Origin of the sequence: Streptomyces sp. NPDC005423, from assembly GCF_040606415.1 — a bacterium.
Taxonomy (GTDB): domain Bacteria; phylum Actinomycetota; class Actinomycetes; order Streptomycetales; family Streptomycetaceae; genus Streptomyces.
This window is the reverse complement of the sequence record NZ_JBEXET010000034.1, coordinates 61,206-83,449: the sequence shown is the minus strand read 5'-3', so window position 1 is coordinate 83,449 and position 22,244 is coordinate 61,206. Positions and strand designations below refer to the sequence as shown.

Annotated in this window: 15 protein-coding genes; 8 read left to right on the top strand and 7 right to left on the bottom strand. The window is 65.1% G+C overall.

Annotated elements, in window-relative coordinates; all coding sequences use genetic code 11:
- Positions 1-52: 52 nt before the first annotated feature.
- Complete coding sequence (locus ABZT12_RS28885) at positions 53-853, bottom strand: phosphoadenosine phosphosulfate reductase (protein WP_356389934.1); 801 nt, start codon at positions 851-853, stop codon at positions 53-55.
- Between the two features lie 568 nt (positions 854-1,421).
- Here ABZT12_RS28885 and ABZT12_RS28880 point away from each other — a divergent pair.
- Entirely contained in the window at positions 1,422-1,793 is a 372-nt protein-coding gene (locus ABZT12_RS28880; protein ID WP_356389932.1) for an HIT domain-containing protein, read from the top strand.
- A gap of 28 nt (positions 1,794-1,821) precedes the next feature.
- Here the strand turns inward: ABZT12_RS28880 and ABZT12_RS28875 are convergent, their stop codons facing one another.
- The 5 genes from ABZT12_RS28875 to ABZT12_RS28855 form a co-directional block, all read right to left on the bottom strand.
- Positions 1,822-2,445 carry a class I SAM-dependent methyltransferase gene (locus ABZT12_RS28875; RefSeq protein ID WP_356389926.1) on the bottom strand — a complete coding sequence of 208 codons (624 nt, stop codon included), beginning with the start codon at positions 2,443-2,445 and terminating at the stop codon, positions 1,822-1,824.
- Positions 2,446-3,576: 1,131 nt separating this feature from the next.
- Entirely contained in the window at positions 3,577-4,224 is a 648-nt protein-coding gene (locus ABZT12_RS28870; protein WP_356389924.1) for a hypothetical protein, read from the bottom strand.
- Positions 4,225-4,298: 74 nt separating this feature from the next.
- Positions 4,299-5,195, bottom strand: coding sequence for a phospholipase D family protein (locus tag ABZT12_RS28865; protein ID WP_356389922.1), 897 nt, complete (start codon positions 5,193-5,195; stop codon positions 4,299-4,301).
- A complete protein-coding gene (locus tag ABZT12_RS28860; RefSeq protein ID WP_356389920.1) occupies positions 5,192-7,084 on the bottom strand; it encodes an ATP-binding protein in 1,893 nt (630 codons plus the stop codon). The genes ABZT12_RS28865 and ABZT12_RS28860 overlap by 4 nt, the downstream gene beginning before the upstream one ends.
- Entirely contained in the window at positions 7,081-8,652 is a 1,572-nt protein-coding gene (locus ABZT12_RS28855) for a DEAD/DEAH box helicase family protein (protein WP_356389918.1), read from the bottom strand. Before ABZT12_RS28855 ends, ABZT12_RS28860 begins: the two co-directional genes overlap by 4 nt.
- A 426-nt stretch (positions 8,653-9,078) precedes the next feature.
- Between ABZT12_RS28855 and ABZT12_RS28850 the strand changes: the two genes are divergently transcribed.
- The 7 genes from ABZT12_RS28850 to ABZT12_RS28820 all read left to right on the top strand — a co-directional run bounded on the left by ABZT12_RS28850 (position 9,079) and on the right by ABZT12_RS28820 (position 21,296).
- Positions 9,079-10,341 carry a cysteine desulfurase family protein gene (locus ABZT12_RS28850; protein WP_356389916.1) on the top strand — a complete coding sequence of 421 codons (1,263 nt, stop codon included), beginning with the start codon at positions 9,079-9,081 and terminating at the stop codon, positions 10,339-10,341.
- Between the two features lie 58 nt (positions 10,342-10,399).
- Positions 10,400-11,515, top strand: a complete 1,116-nt coding sequence (locus tag ABZT12_RS28845) for a DUF4007 family protein (RefSeq protein WP_356389914.1) — start codon at positions 10,400-10,402, stop codon at positions 11,513-11,515.
- Positions 11,512-15,087 carry an ATP-binding protein gene (locus ABZT12_RS28840; protein WP_356389912.1) on the top strand — a complete coding sequence of 1,192 codons (3,576 nt, stop codon included), beginning with the start codon at positions 11,512-11,514 and terminating at the stop codon, positions 15,085-15,087. The genes ABZT12_RS28845 and ABZT12_RS28840 overlap by 4 nt, the downstream gene beginning before the upstream one ends.
- Positions 15,084-15,917, top strand: a complete 834-nt coding sequence (locus ABZT12_RS28835; protein WP_356389910.1) for a phosphoadenosine phosphosulfate reductase family protein — start codon at positions 15,084-15,086, stop codon at positions 15,915-15,917. Before ABZT12_RS28840 ends, ABZT12_RS28835 begins: the two co-directional genes overlap by 4 nt.
- A 624-nt stretch (positions 15,918-16,541) precedes the next feature.
- Positions 16,542-18,998, top strand: a complete 2,457-nt coding sequence (locus ABZT12_RS28830; protein WP_356389908.1) for a DUF262 domain-containing HNH endonuclease family protein — start codon at positions 16,542-16,544, stop codon at positions 18,996-18,998.
- Between the two features lie 153 nt (positions 18,999-19,151).
- Positions 19,152-19,694: a hypothetical protein gene (locus ABZT12_RS28825; RefSeq protein ID WP_356389906.1), complete on the top strand. Its 543-nt coding sequence runs from the start codon at positions 19,152-19,154 to the stop codon at positions 19,692-19,694.
- A 69-nt stretch (positions 19,695-19,763) separates the two neighbouring features.
- Positions 19,764-21,296 carry an ISKra4 family transposase gene (locus ABZT12_RS28820; RefSeq protein WP_356389904.1) on the top strand — a complete coding sequence of 511 codons (1,533 nt, stop codon included), beginning with the start codon at positions 19,764-19,766 and terminating at the stop codon, positions 21,294-21,296.
- Between the two features lie 42 nt (positions 21,297-21,338).
- Here ABZT12_RS28820 and ABZT12_RS28815 read toward each other — a convergent pair whose 3' ends face one another.
- Complete coding sequence (locus tag ABZT12_RS28815) at positions 21,339-21,989, bottom strand: hypothetical protein (RefSeq protein WP_356389902.1); 651 nt, start codon at positions 21,987-21,989, stop codon at positions 21,339-21,341.
- Positions 21,990-22,244 lie beyond the last annotated feature (255 nt).

Sequence of the window (22,244 nt, the reverse complement as noted above, 5' to 3'; positions counted from 1 at the left end):
GGCCCGACCCCGTGGGGTCGGGCCCACCCGTCGTTTGCCTGCTCGGCAGGTATCAGGTCATGCACCAGCCGGAGTCGCATGCCCCGTCATCCTCATCCGCTTCAGCCTCCCCCGGGCTCTCGTCGGGGATGGCTTGAGTGAGCGGGATCCCGTACCTCGTGAGATAGACGTCGTCCCGGCCGAGTGCGGCCCGCCGTCGGTTGATCGTTTCCTCCAGCCGGACCGACTGAGCGAACAATTCGGGCTCGTGGCGACGCTGGTGGCGCCACGCGCCGACGGTGCGGAAGGGGCAGAAGAAGCAGGAGCTCTTGGGCGGTACCGGCAGGCCGGCCTCGGCGATGATGCGCTCGCAGTCGTCCCGGCGCAGCCCGAGGTCGAGGAGGGGGTATTCGATGACCTCGTGCGCTTCCCTCCGCCGGCGGTTGGCGCGATGGATTTCGTCGAGCGATATGCCGATGCCGACCGCCGCCGGGGCCTCCGCGGTGGCGCCATGCTCCCGAAGCCACCGCCCGACCACCTTGATCTTGAAGTCAGCGGTGCAGTTGCGGCGGCCCGGAGCGCCGTTCGACATGCGGACCGGGATGGGGATCGACCGGGTGTCCGGCCGGTTCAGCCGCTGCATGAGCGTTTCGGTGGTTCCGTCCCGACGGTGGCGCTTGAGCTCATGTACCTCAATCCCGGCGCGGGCGGCGTACGGGATGGCGATCTTGCGAACGTAGGCCAGCGTCGCAGGGTGCTCGCTGTCGTCGCCGACGTTGGCGAAGAGGAAGGTGCGGAAATCGATCTCTTTGCGAGCGGCCAGTACGAGCAGGGCTGTGCTCTGGACGCCACCGCCGTAGGAAATGACCTTCATGGGCTGCCGGTTGGGCTCGCTGGAAGCGGCTCGATGAGTGGGGTCGGTTGGGTCGGCGTGCTTGGCTCCTGGGGTCTGCTGCAAGATCGACATATGAGAGACAGTATGGACTCGATTCGAGTAGATCAAGTGTTCCTCTCGCAGCTGTCGGCGAACACGCGTCGACTGGCGGGCAACAGCCCTACCTCTGCCCGCTCGCGGCTCAGGCCAGCCTTGCTGGGCTGGGGCTTCGCAGCGCCTTACAGAGGTCGCTCGCTCTCCTCACCGCCTCATACGCGTGGGGGTGCGCCCAACCCGGTTGGTTACTCCACAAGGGCGCAATCGGCAGGTTCTGCGCGAGTGGCTACGGTGTCGAGGGGGGAGTATTTATGTGGCTCAGTAGTCGTATCCAGCGTCTGTGCTGTCTGAGCCTTGCTGGCACCGACCTTACGGAAGGGAGCGGAGAGTGGCTCGCATCGAGGGAGTACCTGCAAAAAGCCTCACCTGGGGGGCTCGACTTGACGAACTGATCTCCCGGGCTTCGAGATCGAAAGATCGGGTAGCGGTTAAGGCCGGTTGCCTATTCTGCATGCGTGAGGATGTTTCTCTGAATAGCGTTCAGAGGGAAAACGATACCTGCTACGTAAGGCTTGATAATTATCCTGCGGCAGACGGACATGTTGAGATTGTGCCGAAGCGTCATGTCGTTTCCTTCTTCGAGCTAGCCCCTCGTGAAGTCCTCGATGCGTACGCACTGCTAGTCGAGAGTCAAGCGGAACTAAACTCGACGCATCAGCCGGACGGTTACACGATTGGCGTTAATGAAGGTAGAGCCGCTGGGCGCACTATCGATCACTTGCATATTCATCTAGTGCCGCGACATGACGGAGATGTTGCTGATCCGCGTGGGGGTATCCGGCAGGTCCTCCCTGGCCCGAGTCCCGATGAGTGGGCTGGATAATCCACGTTGACCACCGTTACCCCCTCTTTTAGATGCATCCCGTGGCAAGAAACCAAGTGCCTCGGCCGGAGGGTTGATAGGATGCAGACTTGAATCCAGCCAGGCGCATTAGGTTGGAAAAAGCGATGGGGTCAACATACGTAAACCAGCGAGATCCCGATACGGCACCCGATTGCTCCCAGCCTTCCCCGGCGCCGCTCTTCATGCTCAAAGCGGCGACGCCCCCTGGCATCAGAACTTTCGCAATCTTCCTCAGGGATGGCAGCAAGTCGGCTCGTGGAACATGAAGAAGGCTGCCACTTGCCCACACGCCACTAAAGATTTTCTCCCGGAAGGGGAGCTGCCTAATATCCACGCACGCGAAATCTACTTTCCTGTCCCTGAATGACGCGATCCTACTGCGGGCTTCGCGCAGCATTTCTTGACTGATATCCGCAGCAATCACTCGGTGACCGTGAGACGCGAAGAAGTTTGCGTCTCGACCTCCGCCACACCCAAGGTCCAGAACGGGACCCGTAGTCTGCAGGGACTCGGAGAAATTAAAGGCATCCCTCTGGAGGCCAGGAAAATTATAGTATTCCCAAGTCGAATCTGCATATGTGTGTGCACTATGTTCATATGAGGCGCGTGTGGTTTCGGTGATCGAGTCCATTGTGCTGCCTCACGCTAGGTCTCGGAAGTCTGCAGCGCTCAATGAACCGGCGAGCGCATTGAGTTTTTGCAGCAGTCCCGCATTTTTTAGCTCGGAGTATCCACCACTTGCGTCAGCGCTGACGCATCCTATGAACTTGAATTTTGCGTTCCGGATAGGGCTCGCGAAGAGTGCGGTCCTATGGGAGAATCTGTCGAAATCGTCATGACTTTTGAAGCCCATCACATGATCTGGGCCAAGCTGCGACTGCTGTGCGAAATGGCCTTTGCTCTGCAGGGGGGTCGCGTCCATGGACCGTGGGTCGTTGTGCTTCCAGCACAACCCGATGATGCCGACTCCCTTGGGTGGTCGGAAAGCCCTAAGGGCGACGCCTGTGCCGAGACGATAGCTCGCGATACGCTCCAATTCGCCGCTGACTGGGTGCCGCAGGGATAGCCTCTTTCTCCAGACGTGAAGTGCCAAATCGGAAATATCGAGCGGAGGGTGTACCTGTGTCATTCCCATTTCGATAATTTCGCCGAGTGTGGTTAGCAGTTGTCGCTGCAGGTGGAACCGTCGCTGAACCGTCGACCGTGATTGTAGGGCAGAAAATGGCTGTATCACCCCAAAGATTCCGGCGACGGCAAGCGCAGTCGGAACGACCCATGACGCTGAAGCCCAGCCGCTCTTCCAATACGTCTTTGTAGGGTAGTTATTCGCGTTGGCTGCCAGAAAAATTGTGGCCGCTAGAGTGAAAACTTTATCTATCAGCTCAAATCTGGGCCTCATTGAATTAGCGTAACCAGATTTGACCCGCAGCGCTTTTTGGCATGCTCCATACGTGTGACTCTCCCCGCTGCTTCCCCAGGCAACGAGGGGCCGTATACCGTCAGGAGTAGGCGCGGATACCGACTAGATCGCCTGCATGGCAACGCCTTCCAAGCGATCACGGGCTTCAGGGCGGCAACAGGTCAATGGTCGAGTACCGGTGCCAGAACGCGCAGCCTGTTGGGCATCGCCATCACATCCTCGGCCGGTCCGCATGCCATCCCTGGCACCGTGGGAACGGCAATCGGGGGTGCTGTGGCGATGCGGATAGGTCGGCAAGGTGAGAGTGCTACCCGGCAGCCGTTTCGACGAGGGGCTGTCTGATTAGGGTCGCGGCTTGATGACGACAGATTTCCCCTCTGCCAGTATGGCTACCAGGAACTCGGTCGCGGCGGCCTGTTCACCGCTGGTGAATGTCCGGGCGGCAGGAAGCGGTTCTCGCGGTGGGCTTGCAGCGGGGGCGTTGGGCTTTCGTCCGCGGGGTTTCTGAGGAGTGCGCTGCCCTGCACGGAGTGAAGCAACCTCGGAGGCCACGATGGGTCGCTGCCGTTGCTGTCCGTCTACCAGGATGGTGTCAAGGAGCCAGAGCGGAGAGCCGGAAAGGAGCAAGTCGGCTTCGGCGATCTGCTGACGGTTGCGCCACCGGGAGACTGCTTGCGCGCCCTGGCCGAGAACGCGTGCTGCCTCCTGGATACCGACGATGACGGGCAGTCGCTCCTTATCCCTCAGGTCGTAGCCGGGAGAGATGCCGGCCTTGTACGTCGCCAGTCGTTCCCGGTCGATCCTCCGGTCGCCTGCGCCGTCGAGTTGCATGACCGTACTCAGCAGCCAGTACGGATTGCCGGACGCGATCAAGTCAGGTTCGCCGAGCGTGCCTTCTGTCCGCCACTTCTGCGACGTCTGCCGCTCCACGTGGAAGAGGAAGGCAATCTCGGCGTGCCCGAGGAGGAACGGGACGCGTACCTCTGCCATGAGACGGCCTTCCCCATCACCCTGTGTCCGTGTTCGTCGGCGATGCACTGGCGGGCCGCGCCGTGGCTGTGATCTTAGGCGTGCTCTATGCCTGGTCGCAGCTCCCACGAGCCCACTTCGGTGTAGTACCGGCCGAAGTGCCGGAGCCAGGCCGCGAGCGTCTCGGTCGTTCTGCGCGCCTGCTCCTCTGTCTCACCTGTCCGCTCGGCGATGGCACGCTGGAGCTCGATGTTACTGAGACGCTGTTCTGCGGTCAGTCGACCGAGTTCCGGGATCGTATGCAGGCGGGCCTCGACCTCAGTGTTGAAGGCGTCTTCAGTGAGGCCGGCGGGAACATCGAGCATGGCCAGGTCGCGCACGATGCCGGCCTCGACCAGGGAAGTGAATCTCTGGCGCCCGCCGTAAAGGGCGTAGACGTTCTCCGGTCTCCTTGTCTCCGGGAACCAGTACGGGGCTGCTTCGTCCTCGGACGGCGGAGTGATGCGCTCGCTCCTCAGGAGCTCGGCCTGTTGCCGTACGAGGGCTGCGGCGTGGGGTGTGGCTATGGTCGAGCGGGCGTTGATCTGGCCGAGGACGCGCTGTACTTCGGGGTGGTCGACCGGCACCTCCAGCAGGAGTTCCACGTTGGCGTTCGGGACGCGTCCTGTGGCTTTGCCGGTCAGGTTGGCGGAGCCGACCAGACAGCGAGCGTCGGCACGGTAGAGCTTGGCGTGGAGGGACGGGCATAGGGCAATGGAAATGCGTTCGTCGCTCTGGACAGCTTCGATGATCTCCGGGTCGGAGACCCCGGCGGCCACCTCCGCCGGGGTCCATCGCGTGACGCACGTGATCTTCTGGACGGACGAGGGCACCGCGGCGATGGTCGCCTCGAAGATCGGCTTCTTGATGAAGGGGGCGATGATGACCACCTCGTTGGTGGCCTCCTCCATCAGGTGAGCGATCTGCTGCCAGACATGGTCCGGCTGTGTCACTCCTCTTCGCTCCCGTCCTCGATGAAGTCACGGGCGTAGCGGCCCCAGTCGCTCCGGGCATCCGCGATGACCCGGCGTGCCTTCTTGTTGGGGATCTCGTCCTCCATCCGTGCCCAGGAGAAGACGAGCAGCTTGAAGGTCTCCGTCGCGCGGGCGAGTCGCTGGCGGAGCTCCGCTTCGTTCGCGTCTTCGGGCACGTCCTCAAGGACGGCCATCAGCTTGCTGTGCAGGGGGTGTTCCGTGTTGAAGGACACCTGGAGCATGCCAGCGAGCAGGTCGATGTTGAAGAAGGCCGACGAGTCCTGTGGGCTGGAGATCCAGCGGACGCGCCAGTCGTTCTCCAGGGCCTCGTCGACCAGGGTCTGCGCGGTGTCCTCGTCGACGTGGTGTCGCTCGGTCAGCGCGGTCAGCTGCTCCTGGCGCTTGTCGGCGTCCGTCGCGTCCTCTGCGAGGAGGTCGGTCGTACCGGTGTACCCGTCCTCCTGCCGGCGCTTGACGGCGTCCGTGGCCTTGGAAGTGACGTCCTGGTCGTACCGCTTCTTACCCTTCCGGTCGCCCAGTGTCTGTTGCTTCAGTTTCTTGCGCATTTTGCCCAGGAGGCCCTTGAGGTACTGGGCGAGGTCGATCAGCGGCAGCCGGGGGTCGCCGAGTTCGCGGAGGCGGTCCTTGAACTGCTTGGGTGTCTCGTCAGGGTCCTGCTCAGCCGACCAGTCGAAGTCGGCGAGGGAGGAGAACACGACGGCCGTCTGTTTGTTGTTGGTGACGCCGAACACCTCGTCGAGCTCGGGCGGGAAGTTCACCTCGACGCCCCACCACCGCTCCACGGGGTCGTAACCGATCGCCCACGAGGTATCGAGGTCGAGCTCGCGGCCCTTGCGGACCAGCGAGACGCCGACATTCCGACGGGCGTGCTTCCCCCACTTCTGGTCACCCGGGGCCCGGTTCGGGTTGGCCGTGTCGGGCCACGGGTGGCCGGACACGTCGGAACGGCGGGATTCGGGCCGGGCGATGGACGCCCGCACCGTCACGGTGTGTTGCGTGCCATCGACCGTGATGGGATAGCGGTAGACCCCCGGTTCGGCCTCGTTGCCCATGTGGAAGGGCTCGAACATGGGCGTGCTGTTGAACGGTGCGGGCGTTCCCGTTTTCGTCATGAGGTACAGAGGGTCATTGGGCTCGGCGTAGTAAGCGCCGTTGTCCCCTTCGGCGACCTTTTCGATGACCTTCCCGTCGCGAACAGGCGCCATCTTGATGTCCACGGAGCCGTCGTGCAGATAGTGCCGGTACACACGGCCGATCAGCTCGGCGGTATTGCGCAAGGTGGCCCCAGCACTGTGCCACTTGACGCGGTCCAGATTCGTCCAGACGACGAGGGTGCCGCTGGTACCTAGTGGCACCTCGCTCAGGTCGTCCCAATCATCAGGCACTCGGCGAGGCACGGGGTCGGGAACCTCATCCTGCCCGTTCGTGATCTCGTCCAGGTCAAGGTAGGTGTACAGCGCGTTCGCAGGGCCGTTCTTCCACGACCAGACCTCGACCTTGGTGCACTGGGACATGCTGGAGTTGGGCAGGCCCATGCCGAAGCGGCCGATGCGGTTGCGGTCGTCGCCGAGACCGTCTCCGTATTTCAGGGCGCGGCGCAGGAGTTCGCTGTCCATGCCCTTGCCGTCGTCGAGGACGGCAATCTTGTCCACCCGGTACCTGGTCTGGGTGGCACCTTCGATGGGGCTCTCGCAGGCGAAGACCTGCACCAGCGTGGCTTCCGCGTCGATGCTGTTGTCGATCAGCTCGGCGAGCGCGTAGGCGGTGTTCTTGTAGCCACTGTCGCGCATGGCCTTGACGGTCAGCGAAGGGCTGACGATCCGGTAGTTGCTTCCTTCGCCGGTCATGCTGTCTCCCATACGTCTTCCCAGTTGGTGAATGCTTCGGCGACGTCGCCGAAGCCGGGGAGCTCCGGGTCGACGACGGTGACGATCTCGCAGGTTTCGGTTCCGCCAGCCTTGGGGCCGCGGATGACCCGGCCGACCATCTGGCTGTACAGCACCAGGGACTTGGTCGGTCGGGCGATGACGGCGGCGCTGGCTGCGGGTGCGTCGAAGCCCGTGGTCAGGACTCCGAAGTTGCACAGGATCATGGGCCGCCGTGCCGCGCTCTTGAAACGGCGGATGGAGTCGCTGCGGTGCCGCGGAGACGACTCACCGGTCACGAACACTGCGTCGAGCCCGGCTGCGGACAGCACGGACGCGATGAGTCGGCAGTGTTGGACCGATGCCGCGAACACCAGGATGCGGCGGTGCTGCTTCTCAAGCAGCTCCATGATCGTCTGGACAACCTTGAGGTTCCACTGCTTGTCCTTCGCGAGCTCGGCGATGATGTTGGCCGGGATCTCGAACGCTCGCGCCAGGTTCTGCTGATCCCGGGCCGACAGATGCATGCCGGCTTCCGCGGCGACCGTGCGCATGATCGGTTTGGCCAGGTAGCCCTGGTCGATGAGGGCTGTCACGGGGTTCGTGTAGCCCTCGATCTCCAGCATGACCTTCTGGCGGGAGAAGAAGTCGGCGAGTTCTTCGTCCTTGGCGATGTCCGCCCACGTGCGGCCCGGGGTCGCGGTGAGGCCCAGCAGGCTGGAGTCGTGACGTACCGTCAGGTCGTCCACTACGCCCTGAAACGTGGGGGCGATGATCTGATGTGCCTCGTCGAACACGGTCAGAGTGCTGCGGGCGGCCAGCGTGTGCAGGAACTGCGGGTTCGATTTCCCGATGGAGACGGCCTTCTCTAGCCCGAGGACGACCAGTCCGTCGTTCACGTCCGCGAGGTCCGGGGAAGCGCTGCCCCACACACGGAGAACCGGCAGGGGGCGGTCGCCGACCTTGCTCCAGGCGCGCTCGAACTCGGTCGCGGCCTGCTCCAGCAGTTCCTGCCCGTGAGCCAGCCATACCACCAGGGCGGGTCCGTGCTGCCGGAGGTGGTCGCAGATCATGCTCATACCGGTGCGCGTCTTGCCCACGCCCGTCGGCAGATGGAGCACGGCCCGGCGGGGGCCGTCGTACAGCAGCTCCTTGGTCCGGCGTGCCGCGCGGAGCTGATGGGGGAACAGGGCGTATTCGGGAGCCGTTTCCCTTTTGAAGGAAAGCAGTTGAGGCTGTGCCCGCTCGACCGTGAAGCCGAAGAACTCCAGGAGTTCTCTGCGCTCGTCAGGCGTCCACTTCAACGAGCGCAGGTACTCCAGCGGTTGCCCGTCGCCCAGCGACCCGAGCCGCTGAGCCAGCTCCCCCTGCTTGGCCGGGGGAACGAGACCGATCAGCGCGGCACGCTCGTCCTCATCGGCCACCAGGAGCTCGGCGTCGATCGCGATCGCGGCGACGGCTCGCAACCGCTCGTCACCGGCCGCGCCCCCTTCGAGGAGGTCGAGGAGGCCGCACAACTCCTTGCCCAGGTGCCGACGGATGTAGTCCATGGGGGCGTTTGCCAGGAGCGCCTCGAAGGGCATTCCCGGTGACCACGTCGTCACAGCCTCACCTGACCGGTGCGACTGACGGCGAGCCGTAAGCCGCTCGCACAGGACCGACCATCATCGTGAAGTTCCTCCCCCAGCTCGGTGCACCCCAAGAAGCGTCCCAACGTGCAGAAACTGCGCCGTTGCAGCGTGCGGACCACCCTAATCGGGACCACTGACAACAGGAGCACCATCAGGCGAAAAGCCCAGCCAGGGACGGCATTTGGCCACAGAGCTGCCCATCTTCCCGGCCACGAAGCGGATCGTGCAGCGTGCGGGTTGCGCGCAGAGGGAACGGCGTAGAACATTCGTTCGGTAAATGGCTTGCGACACCACGCGTTCGAGTGATTCAAAGAGTGGATCACGGCTCGCGGCTAGGATCATCTAGTGCTCCTGGTGGAACCCCGGATGCGAGAGAAGGTTTCCACCAGCAGTACATTGGTGTGCGACACGAGCGAGGTGGGGTGGCAGATGATGAACGGATCAAATGGGCCGGATATGGCCTACCTTGACTACAATGCCACTGCCCCGATCCGGCCTGAGGCTCTCGCGGCCGTCCTTGAGGCCATGCAGTCGGTTGGCAACGCGTCGAGCCTGCACCAACCGGGGCGGGAGGCGGCCCACCGGGTCGATGTCGCCCGTCGGCAGCTAGCCGATCTCCTTGGCTGCTCGCCCGGCGAGATCATCTTCACATCAGGGGCGACCGAGGCGAACAATCTGGCCCTCCGTGCCGCGTTCGCCGCCGGAAATCCCTTGGTTACCAGTCCTGTTGAGCATCCGGCTGTCCTGGAGACGGCCCGCGCGGTCACCGCCGAGAGCCCCGAGGATCTTGTGCTGCTGCCGGTCGGCACCGGCGGCCTGGTGGAACTCGGCGCTCTGGATCAGGTCTTTGCGGCACGCCGCGGCGGTGTGGTCTCCCTGATGGTGGCTAACAACGAGACCGGGGTTCTCACCGATCTCCACGTCGCGGCCAAGACCGCCCGGGAGGCCGGCGCCCTCGTCCACACGGACGCCACGCAGATCATCGGCCGCCTCCCGGTAGACGTTGCTGAACTCGACGTCGATCTCCTGTCGTTGTCGGCCCACAAGTTCGGCGGCCCGCAGGGAGTCGGCGCCCTGTATGTGCGGCGCGGGTCTCCGCTCCCGCACCGGCCGCTCCTTGTGGGTGGCGGACAGGAGCGGGGCTGGCGCGCGGGCACGCTGAACGTAGCGGGGATCATCGGCATGGGGGCAGCGGCCGACGCCGTGCGCCGAACTCTCGGCGAGGAGGCCGAACGGATTGCGGCCCTGCGCGACCGCCTTGAAAACCTCGTGATCGCCACCCTGCCCGGCTGCCGTATCAACGGCCAGCGTGATCAACGCCTGCCGGGCGTGACGAGCATCACCTTCCCGGGCCTGCCGGCGGATGCGGTCCTGGCGGCCATGCCCGACGTCGCTGCCTCGGAGGGCAGCGCGTGCGCATCCGGCGCTCCCACGCCGAGCCATGTGCTCCTGGCGATGGGACTGTCCCGGAAGGACGCCGACAGTACGATCCGCTTCTCGCTGGGCTACGCCACCACGAGTGCCGAGATCGAGCGCGCCGCCCACGCCGTCAAACGCGCCGTGACGCAGGTTCGTGGCGCGCTGGCCGAAGCCGATGGTCCTAGCTGACCGTTATCCCGTTTACCACCTCGTTAGAGCAATCGCATTGGACACAGAGAGGTCCCGAATGTCAGACAGCCGGCTTGGGGAAGCCGCCCATTTTGCCTTCGCGCGACACGAAACGTTCGCGCCCCGCTTCGGCTGGCTGCACAAGGCGTACATGCAGGTCAAACGCGACCAGGGTGCATTTCTCGCGGACGACGCGCCGGTGTTGTTCGGCGTGGGCAAGAACATGGTCAACGCCATGCGCTACTGGTCGCGTGCGTTCAAGCTGACCCGCGAGCACTCGCCCGGGCAGCGAACACAGGCCAAGTTCTCCTATCCCACCTGGGAGGCCCGCTGGCTCCTCGACGAGGACGGAGGAGCGGACCCGTATCTGGAGGAGAACGGCAGCCTGTGGCTGCTGCACTGGTGGCTGGTTTCTTCCCGCCCCGGGGCCAAGAGCCACGCGCCGGCCTGGTACACGGCCTTCCACCTGGCGCCGTTCTCCCGGTTTTCGACCGCGGACATGACGCAGGTGGTCACCCGGCATGTGAACTTCTCCTACGACAAGAGCCTGGAAGAGGCGTCGATCGTCCGGGACATCGACTGCATCACCAAGATGTATGCGCGCAGCGCCCCGGAGAAGGCTGGCTCGCCGGGCAGCTACGAGGACCTGCTCGCCTGCCCCTTCCGTGACCTTGACCTGCTCACCTTCGTGGGGACGCGTGGCAAGCCCGAGTGGCAGTTCACCAGCGGGCATCGCACCTCGCTGCCTGCCCGGGTCCTGGCCTACGCCTGTCTGGACTACGCTGCCAAGTTCTCCCGCCAGGCCAACTCGATCTCCGTGGCCCGCCTCGCCAACGAGCCGGGCTCCCCGGGGCGCGCCTTCCGTGTCCGGGAGAACGAGATCGTCATGGCGCTCCAGAAGGTCGCCGCGGGCCACCCGCAGCTCAACCTGACTGAGGCCGTGGGACAGCGCAGCCTCGTCTTCGCGGCCGACCCCTTCGAGCTGGCCTGGGAAGTGCTGGACGAGCAGTACGACTTCGTCACCCGCCGTCCCGGCTTCCCCACCCGTGAGGAGTGGGCTGCCAAGTTTCCCGAGCTCGCCATGGCCGAGCAGAAGGAACTCGCCGCGAAGGCCACGGACGCTACCGAGGCGGCCGACACCACCGAGATGCTCTTTGCTGAGGAGACCGCGTGACCACCGCAACCCCCACGCGGACCCCGAGCAGCTCGGCGAGCTCCGCCCCGCAGTTCCCCGCCGGCATCGAACTTGTCGGCTCCCAAATGCGCTCGACCAACGTTGAGCGCGATGTCGAGGATGCCCTGCACGACCCCTACGTCGGTGCCCGGGCCGTCGACGTTCTGGAGCGCATCGCGAGCGCCCTGGCCGACCAGCGCCGCACCCGGGCCTGGTCGTTCACCGGCCCCTACGGCTCCGGCAAGTCCACCCTGTCCAACATCATCGACGCTCTGCTGGGACGAGACACCGAGCGGCGCAGCGAGGCCGAGCGGATCCTCGAAGAGGCCAGTCCCGCTCTCGCTCACCGTCTTGCCGCAGCACGCGACGCCATCGCCTCCGAGGGATTCCTTGGCGGCGTGGCCACCGCGCGCCGGGAATCTGTCGTCGCCACGCTCTCCCGAGCCTTGCACACCGCAGCCGCGCGCCGCTGGGGCAAGCGCGTCCCGAAGGCCATCGCCTCCGCCCTGGAGGCGTGCGCCGATGCGGAGCGCGCCGGGGCCAAGGAGATTCTCGGCGCCGTCACGGCTCTGACGGCAGGCGGTCAGCCTCTGCTCCTCGTGATCGACGAGTTCGGCAAGACGCTGGAACACCTCGCCGGCCGCAACGAGTTCGCCGACGCCCAGCACGACCTGTTCCTGCTGCAGGAACTCGCCGAGAAGGCGGCCGGCCCCAGCGGGCTGCCCGTCTACCTGATGACTCTTCAGCACCTGTCGTTCATGGACTACGCCTCACGGTCCAGCGAACTCAAGACCCGCGAATGGGCCAAGATCCAGGGGCGCTTCGAAGACATCACCTTCGTCCCCCACCACGGCGATTCCCTGCACCTGCTGCGCCGCCGCCTCGACCGCTCGGCCGTCAACTCGGCGGGGCAGGCCCTGATCACCGCGTCGGCCGAGGCATCTGCGGACATCTGGACACAGCACGGTCTCGGCGTTCTGGCCGAACTCGGCCCCGCCCACTTCGCGGACCTCTACCCGCTGCACCCGATCACGGCCCTGGCCGCGCCGACCCTTGCCGCTCAGATCGGCCAGCACGACCGCAGCCTGTCGGGCTTCCTCAACAGCGGCGAGCCCAACACCGTCCACCACTCGCTGGCACGGCACAGCGACCGGAAGGCGGAGCACGCCAGCACGGTGCGACTGCCGCAGCTGTGGGACTACTTCCTCAACTCCGGGCGCACCACCCTGCTTGCCTCCTCTAACGCGAGCAAGTGGATCGAGGTCGACTCGCGCATCCGGGACGCCAACGGCCTCGCGGAGGCCGACCAGGACGTGCTGAAGACCATCGGCGTCCTCAACCTGATCGACTCCGACGGGGCGCTCAGCGCCACCGCGCCGATGATTCACTTCGCGCTTCACGACCCCACCGACGTTGCCGACCCCGACGCCTTCACGGCGCTCGAAGAGCGGCTCGCCGACCTCGTCAACCGGGGCTTTGTGGTCCACCGCGAGTTCAGCGGTGAATACCGGGTCTGGCAGGGCACGGACGTCGACATCGACGGCCGGCTCAAGGAAATCATCAGCCGCTTCGATGACGCCTCGGTCATCAACCGGCTCGGCAGCCTCGTCCCGCAGGCATTCGTGGCCGGCCGCCACAGCCAGGTCACCGGCATGATGCGCGTGTTCTACACCGCGGTCAGCGGCCCGGAGACCAAGTCCGTCGCCGCCCCGGACGAGCTGAAGGAGCCTGCCGACGGCCTCGTCGTCTTCCACCTCGGCACCGACGCCGACCGGCCCAATGTCCACTCGCCGCTGCCAGTACTCGTCGGCACCACCCCCAAACCCGACGTGGTACTCAGCACGGCCACCTACCTCGTCGCGCTGAAGGAACTCAGCACCGAGCAGGACATCGACCACGTCGCCCGGCGGGAAGTCATCGAGCGGCTCGTGCAGGCCGAGGCCGAGTTGCTGGAACTCCTGCAGGACGCCTTCTACCCACCGTCCTCCGAAGCGTCCTGGAGCCTGTGGCACACCGGAATCGCCCCCGGCGAAGAACCCGCGGCCTCCGGCCTGACGGCCCGCAGCCTGAGCGGCCTGGTCTCCCTCGCCTGCGAGTCGGTGTACCCAGGCACCCCGCACATCCGCAACGAGATGCTCGGCCGTCACGTCCTGACCAGCCAGGCCGCCCAGGCCCGAGGTGTCCTGCTGACGGCCATGCTCGCCGCCTCGGGCGAGGAGAACCTCGGCCTGACCGGGTACAGGGCCGAACGGGCCATCTACAGCGGTGTCCTGGCCTACCTCGGCCTGCACCGTCAGAACGGGGTGGCTCAGGCCGAGAGTCAGCAAGAAAGCCTGCTCCCGTACGGCTTCTCCCCGCCCGGCGAGGGCCACGAGAAGTCCCAGCCTGCCTGGAACGCCCTCAACGAGGTCCTGACCGGCGCCACCGACCGGGTCAGCATGGAAGACGTCATCCGTGTCCTGATGAGCCCGCCGTACGGGCTCAAGGCCGGCGTGGTCCCGGTCTTCCTGCTGCCGGCCCTGGTCATCCGCCGCCACGACATCGCCCTGTTCGAGGAAGGCACTTACCTTCCCCGGCTGACGATCGACGCGGTCGAGCGCCTCGTCAAGGGCCCCGCGCGTTTCATGGTGAAGTACACGCCAGCCGGAGACGGCCAGCGCGGCAACGTCATCAAGAAGCTGATGGTCTCGCTCGGCGTGGAGGCACCACGGTCCAAGGCCCTGCGCAACCCCGACCTCCTCGCCGTGGCCAGTGCCCTCATCACACGCGTGGCCGACCTGCACAAATACGCCCGCGCCACCAGGAACATCTCCGCCGACGCGAGCACCGTGCGCACGACGATCATCCGGGCATCGGACCCCGACGACCTGATCTTCCACGCGCTGCCCAAGGCCCTCGGCCTGCCCGAGATCCTCGCCCACGCCCGCGCCAACGCGGAAGCGGCGAACACCTACGTCGAACGCCTCACCGCGGCAGCCGACGAACTCGTCGCCATCGATGGCCGGCTGCGCACGCAGGTTGTGCACGTCCTCGCACAGGAATTCCGTCTGCCGGCCGAACTGCCGCAGCTGCGCGCACAACTCGCTTCCCGTCTGCGAGGCTTCGCCGGCGCGGTACTCACCCCGGAACTGCGGGGCTTCGTGGACTTCGTCCTCAGCGACAGCCTTGAGGACGAAGACTGGCTTGAGCCCATCGTCGTACGCCTGACCAACTCCGCCCTCGGCGACTGGGACGACCAGGAAGCCAAGGTCTTCCCGCAGAAGGCCCGGTCGATGGCTGCGGCCCTCGACCGAGTCGGGCACCTGCACCACGCCGGGAACGAGGCCCGTGGCCGGGAAGAGAAACTCGACGCGCAGTTGTTGACCTTGACCGACAGCGCCGGCGTGGAGCAACGCACCCTGATCTACGTCCCGGAGCAGGCCCGCACCGAGGCCAACAGTCTCGCTGCCGACGTCCTGAAGCAGGCCGAAAAGGCTCTTGGACCGGACGGAGCGCGGATCCTGCTTGCAGCCCTCGCCCAGCGCGTAACCGATGCCGCGACAGCGGCGAGTGAAAGGAAGGCACAGGGATGACCGACGAAGCCGACACCCAGAAGGTCCGGCACGTTCTCGGTATCTCCGGCGGCAAAGACTCCTCAGCGCTCGCCGTCCATATGCGCAACCGGGTCCCCGAGATGGAGTACTTCTTCTGCGACACGGGCGCCGAACTGCCCGAAACCTACAAGTACTTGAACCGGCTTGAGGCCGCCCTCGGCAAGTCCATCGTCCGGCTGAACGCCGACCGCGACTTCGACCACTGGATGGAGGTCTACCAGGGCACCCTGCCCAGCCCCCAGATGCGCTGGTGCACCAAGAACCTCAAGATCAAGCCCCTGGAAGACTGGGTCGGCGACGACAAGGTCATCTCCTACGTCGCCATCCGCGCCGACGAGAACCGCATCGGCTACGTCAGCACCAAGCCGAACATCGATGCCGTCTTCCCCTTCCGAGAGGAAGGCATCGACAAGGAAGGCGTCATGCGCATCCTCGACGAGGCAGGCATCGGTCTGCCCGGCTACTACGAGTGGCGCACACGCTCCGGCTGCTACTTCTGCTTCTTCCAGCGCAAGCACGAATGGGTCGGCCTCAAGGAACGCCACCCCGACCTGTACGACAAGGCCGTGGAGTACGAGGACAAGGTCCGCTTCCGGCACACCGCCATGAAGGGCCGCAACTACACGTGGTCTCAGGGCGAGTCGTTGCCGGAGCTGATAGAGCGCAAGGACGAGATCGAGGCCAAGCACGAGGCGGCTCTTGAGAGAGCGGCCAAGCGCATCAAGCCCAACCGCCCCTTGCTTGAGGTCCTTTCCGACGCGCTCGACTCAGACGACGACGAGGCCGGCTGCTCCGTCTGCCACCTCTGACGCGCAACCACACACAGCGGCCCCAGCATCTCGAGCTGGGGCCGCTGTTGCATTCCCGACTTCCAATCAAGTTTGTCCCGCTTGGGGTTGTGACCTAGCCCAGCCCCTGTCCCCGGCCTCGTGATAGAACGCCGCGCACCCGCCCACGACAAGTCGAGCTTCTCCGTGATGGAGTGACGCAACGTCACATGTGGGGCATGATGGGCGCGCGCCCGCTCCTGCTACCTCTGACGACCACTCATATGCCACCATGAGGGACGGCTCACCGACGGGCACGGATCGGTAACGGAGGGAAATCGGGGAATGGAAACTCGCGAGATTTTTGACGCGGAACCGTGTGAGTTTTTCAGTTCCTCAGTGAGCCCAGTCAGGGGCTCTATATTCCTCCGCGATAGTGCGCGTACGCCTGGAAGTTGCCCGAGACTAGGTGCCTTCTCGGCGGCGTCGCGCACGGCCTTGAACGGCTTGCCGAGTTCGATTACTCGATCTGTTTTCTCGGTTCTGTAATCGCGCTTCGCGACATCAACTACATTACCGTTGAGCCGAAATTCAGGTCGCAGGCCCCATCCAAGGTGATTCCGCATCTGATCTGACCGAACCTGCTGGACGAAAAAGGGACTACGCATGCCTACGCAGGCCAAGGAAATATTCGAGGCGCAGAGCAAGAGTGTCCGCGAGTTGCTGTCTGACAATGGTCTGGGCCTCTACCTGCCGCCCTATCAGCGTCCGTACGGCTGGGGCAAAGACAAGGTCGAGAAATTGCTCGACGACACACTGCATGGCCTCAAGAATCTAGGCAAAGCGCCGGACAGCTTCACCTTCTTGGGGACCGTCATCACCATCCATGACGTCAACCATGTCACGGTCAAGCCAATCGTCAAGTCCGAGGTCCCGTCCAAGGTCCTTACCGTGATCGATGGCCAGCAGCGTTTGTCGAGCCTTCTTATCCTGCTGGTCGGCCTGCACAACCTCATTCGTCAGCGTGCATGGAAGGTCTTCAAGGGCAAGACGCCGGATCCGGCCGACAGTGCTCGGACTCACCTCTACTCGGAAACGAGCGACATCCTGCAGATGCTCGCGGCGGCGTTCTATGAGCGAAAGAACTTCGGAAGTACGCCGATCTACCCCCGCCTCATTCGAGCCTTCGTGGATCAGTGGGCCAGGGACGAGAAGCTCAAGCAGTATGAGTCGCCGATCGCCAACCTTATCTACACGTACTCTTTGCTAGTCGATAGCGAGCCGGCAGAATCTAAGCCGACGGACTTCAGGCCGACGGCGCGACAGAATGCGGGTGAAGGCGAAGGCGATCTCATCAAGAGGTTCAACGAGATCCGTACGGGGTTGACCAAGCTGTCGCAGCGAAAGTCCATCGAGGAGCTGGAGGATCTGCCGCCGCTAGCCACCCTTGCCATCAACATCGAGTTCCAGCGTGCGCTCTTCAATCACGAACTCGACCCCGAGCTCTGCGCTTGGCTGGGGGAGTTGGAAGACGAGCCTGAGGCTGAGTTGATGCGACTCGTCATGTTTGCTGCCTATGGCTTGAACCGCATCGCTCTGACGGTCGTGCAAGGCAAGGACGAGGACTACGCCTTCACGATCTTCGAGTCGTTGAATACCACGGGTGAGCCTCTGACCGCCTTCGAGACCTTCCTCCCTCGGGTGGTGATGGCAGAGAAGATTCAGGACTACCAGGACTCGGACGCGCACGCGTACATGAAGGCGGTTCAGGGGTACCTGGACCGTTTTGACGTTGGAGACAAGCTTCAGAACGCAACTCGAGACCTGCTGGTCACTTTCGCGTTGACCGAGACTGGGGAGAAGCTCTCCAAGCGCCTCCCGGATCAGCGGGTCTACATGCGCGATACCTTTGAGCGCCACAAGGACTCGGCCGATGATCGAAGCGCGTACTTGCGCCACCTAAGCGACACGGCGGCCTTTGTCGGGAATACCTGGGGGCCGGCGGCCAACGCTCCTCGCACGCTAGCCGGGCTAGAAGCGACGGCCATGACGGACACCGTGAAATTGTGTCTGGCCTTCCTCAATTCGCTCAATCACACCATTGCCATCGCGCCGCTCGTGCGCTTCTACTCCGAGGCTGTTCACGCGGACGAAGGAGAAGTGAGGGCTGAGCGCATCGCCGAGTTCGAGAAGGCGATCAAGGCAATCACTGCCTTCACGGTCTTCTGGCGAGCAACCCGCCGCGGCACGGGCAACATCGACAGCCAGTACCGGGCGGTCATGGCCGGGGACTCGCTCACGGGCATTGGACCTCTCGCCCGGCAGTGGGTAGAGCCCGATGCAACGAAACCTGATCCGATCGTCGACGCAGAGGCGTTGAAGAAGGAACTCGCGGCGCGTTTGTTGCACCCTAAGCTCGGCGGTGTCCAAAACTTGGCGTCGTTCCTGGCATCTGCTTCTGCGCTGCCGCTCTACAAAATTAGCCGCCCCCTTACGCGTTTCCTGCTTCTGGCTGCATATCACGACACAACTGAAGATCTGGAGAATCCGGGACTGATTATCCAAGGCAAGGCGGGGGTCGCCTCCTGCTTCACCGCAGACGGTTGGGCGGACGAGCCGCACTTCACGATCGAACACATCGCACCACAGCAGGCCACGAGTGGCTGGGATGAGGAGTTCTACAGCGAGAAGGAGACCGTCCACAAACTGGGCAATCTGGTCCTGGCGCCAGGCGCTGCCAACGCGTCCCTCAGCTCGCGGCCTTGGAACGAGAAGAAGGTCTTGTATGCGGCACTCGGTGCCCCGACGGCCGACGACGGGAAGTCAATCCTCGACAGTTCTGGCTTGAATTTCGCGCAGGCGACTGAAGATCTAGCGGCCATGTCGCGTTACCTCCCGCACCTGCGGGCACTGGGGCAGCGTGAGGACAAGTGGGATCCGACGTTCATGGATCAGCGTGCTGACGTCCTCCTGCGTCTGGCCTACACGCGACTCAAAGGCTGGCTCGGCCTGGAGTTGTCTGAGGCCAGCGGTGATCCGGTGGTCAAGGTCGAGGATGTGGAGATCGAGAACGACGAGCTCGACGAGAGTGAGGATGCCGGAGGGGCGGTTGGAACGGCGTAGCTCCACGGGCCAGTTGGGCGTCGGAGTTCCCCCAACAGCGAACCGCAATGGGTGCGGTTCCTCTGAAGGGAAGGGTTGAGCTGGGCAAGCGTTGAGCAGGGGCTGTGTTCGAGGCCGTTCGTCTCTACCGTGGTCGTGGAGGAGGGGTGGCGGATGGGCTCGCTGTTCGAGGAGTTGGAAGCGCGCGAGGCAGCCGCCCGGGTTCGGGTGGAGGAGTTGGAAGCCGAACTCGCTGAGCTGTCCGGGAAGCTGGAGATGGCCAGGGAGGGGCTGGAGCGGTTGCGGATCGCGCGGGAGACGGTCGCGGAAGTGCTCGCGGAGATGGGTCCGGAGCAGTCGGTGGCGGCCGTCGGTGCCGGACAGGCGCCTGTAGATGAGCTGATGGCGTCGGCGTATGCAGGGGCCGAGCGGCAGGTCATCGGGGTCCTGACGGTGCCGAACTGGCAGTCCGGGATGGGGCCGGAGATCTTGCCGCAGGTGTATCAGGACATCGTGGAGGTGGTGTCGGACGCGCCGGGGCCGGTCCGCGCCAAGCAGGTCGTACCGAGGATCGGGCTGCCGGCCGAGACCGGGAAGATCGAGGGCACGAGGGCGAAGCTGAAGCGGCTGGTGGAGCGGGGCTGGCTGGACGAGGACACCCCGGGCATGTTCACCCTGGCCCGCCGCCGCAGGACCATTTCGCCCAACTCCCGTTAACAGCAGGGCTCTTCCGCGCCTACATTGAAGGTGCGACCCAATCGATGCTGGACGGGAAGAGCCCTGGAGATGACACCGTACGACACGCATGCCACCGCTGACCCCTTTGCCGACTCCCTCAGCGCCTTCGAGACGCTGACCACCACCCTGTCGAGCAGCGACGCAGGCATGTGGACCCACACTGAGCTGGAGGAATACCTCGACGCGGCCGGGCGGGAACTGCTTCGCTTGCTGCTGCAGGACCACCTCGACCTGCGCGCGGCGCGGGAGGAGGGACAGGTTCGTTCCGGTGCCGGGCCGGTTGTGGTGGGGCCGGAAGGCCGGGTGCGGTCCTGGCGCGAGACGGGACACTCGCGCTGGCTGGCCACCGTGTTCGGGATGGTCCGGGTCGTAAGAGTCGCCCACCGGGGCCGGGGCGTGGGCAACGTCCACCCCGCCGACGCTGTGCTGTCGCTGCCGGCGGGCCGGCATTTGACGGGATTACGGCGACTCGCGGTGACCGAAGCCGTCCGCGGCTCGTTCGACCAGGCCCACGATGCAGTCGAGCGCCGCTGCGGGAACGTGCTCGGCAAACGCAGACTCGAAGAGCTCGTGGTCGCCGCCGCGGTCGACGTCGACGGCTTCTACCGGACCCGGATCCCGATCCCGTGCAGCCGCACGATGCCGCTGGTGATCCAGGCGGACGGCAAGGGCGTGGTCATGCGGCCTGAGGCCCTGCGGGAGGCCACCCGCCGGGCCGCCGCGAAAGCGGCGGGCGCTCATCGCGGCCGACTTGCGCCAGGTGAGAAGCCGAACCGGAAGCGGATGGCGACGGTGGCCTGCGTCTTCGACACACGTCCCGCCCCCAGACGTCCGCACGACGTCATCCACCCGCCCGGCGGCCGAAGCGGCGAACGCCCCGCCCGTCCGGGACCGCGGGCCGAGAACAAGTGGTGCACCGCCTCGCTGGTCCGCCCGCCCGAGCAGGTGATCTCCGACGCCTTCGGCCAGGCCGAGGCCCGTGATCCAAAGCATCTGCGGCCGTGGGTCGTGCTGGTCGACGGCGCCCGCCACCAGCTCGACCTGATCGGGGCCGAGACCGGCCGACGCGGCGTCACGGTCCACGTCCTGCTGGACTTCGTGCACGTCGCCGAGTACGTCTGGGCCGCCGCCCACGCCTTCCACAAAGCCGGCACCACCGAAGCCGAAGCATGGGCCGCCGACCGTCTTACCGCGATCCTCGCAGGTCAGGCTGCCCATACCGCCGCCGAAATGACCAGCCAGGCTGAGCGGGAACACTTGCCGCCGGCCCGGCGCGAGGCTGTCGACGCCTGCGGCCGCTACCTGACCGGCCACCTCGACCAACTCCACTACGACGCTGCCCTCGCAGCCGGCTGGCCGATCGCCACCGGCGCGGTCGAGGGCGCCTGCCGCCACCTGATCGCCGACCGCCTCGACATCACCGGCGCCCGCTGGGGCCTCCACGGAGCGGAAGCCGTACTGCGACTGCGTGCCGTCCTGTCCAACGGAGACCTCGACCTCTACTGGCGCTACCACGCCGCCCGCGAACACGAACGCCTCTACCCCGCACCCGACCAGCGGAACTACGTCCCCACCGCCTGATCTAGGCGGTCGTCCGAAACGAACTGCACCCCACCGCCGGTCCTATTCGGGGCGACGACGGCCGAGAGCGATCGCGAGTTCACCGACCGGCGCCAGTATGTGTCCGCCATCGCCCGCGCACCACCACACGGCCGCACCGTCCCGCTCCGAGCCGTGGACGCCGAGGTGATGCCGGGGGCACACCGGCCAGACCTGCCAGGTCCATTCGAGCAGGCTCTCCTGGATCATGATCGCCAGGCTGGTCAGTGCCATGGCTGGGTCGTCGCACATGTTCGGCAGGACGGGGCCGCCCCAGTTGAGCCGTTCGCCATCGGCAAGGCGGACACCGGCTCCCACCGGGAACCAGTCCTCCAGGATCTCGATCTCCGGTTCGCCCTCGATCCCACGCGTGGGCAGATCGCGGGCCAGGATTCGCAGCGCGGCGCGCAATGTCTCCAAACGCTCGGGGACGAGGTCGAAGCCAGGATCGAAGCCCACGTCGTCCAGGACGCGCCGGGCCAGGGCGGTCATTTCCGCCCGCGGCACCTCGGCCGGATTCCGCTCGACAACCTCCAGGACGGCGTCGGTGCAGTGGAACCAGTCGAGCAGTTCGCAGGCGAGGGCGACGACGTCCTGAGGGTCGAGATTGTCCTCACGCAGGCCGAGGTAGACCCTTCGCATCAACTGCTCAGTAACCGCTTCGTGCTCAGCCATGACATTGCTCACCGGCCCAGTATCCGTACGTGGCGCGGTTCCCCGACGGATGATTTTCCGGCATGCCGCCTGACGCACTCACCAGCGGAACTACGACCTCACCACTTGATCGCGGCCGTCACTCGAAAGGAACTGCACCCAACCGCAATACCAGCTTTGTGCCGATGGGTTCGGGCACCGCAGAGGCGAGGCCATGGACTGTCAGGGTGGTCGGCGAGCTCAGCGGCGTTTGCCCCTTGGGGTAGTGATCGGTTG

Coding starts and splice junctions, on each gene's coding strand:
- ABZT12_RS28885 (WP_356389934.1), bottom strand. CDS start 853: ATGAAGGTCATTTCCTACGGCGGTGGCGTCCAGAGCACAGCCCTGCTC.
- ABZT12_RS28880 (WP_356389932.1), top strand. CDS start 1,422: ATGCGTGAGGATGTTTCTCTGAATAGCGTTCAGAGGGAAAACGATACC.
- ABZT12_RS28875 (WP_356389926.1), bottom strand. CDS start 2,445: ATGGACTCGATCACCGAAACCACACGCGCCTCATATGAACATAGTGCA.
- ABZT12_RS28870 (WP_356389924.1), bottom strand. CDS start 4,224: ATGGCAGAGGTACGCGTCCCGTTCCTCCTCGGGCACGCCGAGATTGCC.
- ABZT12_RS28860 (WP_356389920.1), bottom strand. CDS start 7,084: ATGACCGGCGAAGGAAGCAACTACCGGATCGTCAGCCCTTCGCTGACC.
- ABZT12_RS28855 (WP_356389918.1), bottom strand. CDS start 8,652: ATGGACTACATCCGTCGGCACCTGGGCAAGGAGTTGTGCGGCCTCCTC.
- ABZT12_RS28845 (WP_356389914.1), top strand. CDS start 10,400: ATGTCAGACAGCCGGCTTGGGGAAGCCGCCCATTTTGCCTTCGCGCGA.
- ABZT12_RS28835 (WP_356389910.1), top strand. CDS start 15,084: ATGACCGACGAAGCCGACACCCAGAAGGTCCGGCACGTTCTCGGTATC.
- ABZT12_RS28830 (WP_356389908.1), top strand. CDS start 16,542: ATGCCTACGCAGGCCAAGGAAATATTCGAGGCGCAGAGCAAGAGTGTC.
- ABZT12_RS28825 (WP_356389906.1), top strand. CDS start 19,152: ATGGGCTCGCTGTTCGAGGAGTTGGAAGCGCGCGAGGCAGCCGCCCGG.
- ABZT12_RS28820 (WP_356389904.1), top strand. CDS start 19,764: ATGACACCGTACGACACGCATGCCACCGCTGACCCCTTTGCCGACTCC.
- ABZT12_RS28815 (WP_356389902.1), bottom strand. CDS start 21,989: ATGGCTGAGCACGAAGCGGTTACTGAGCAGTTGATGCGAAGGGTCTAC.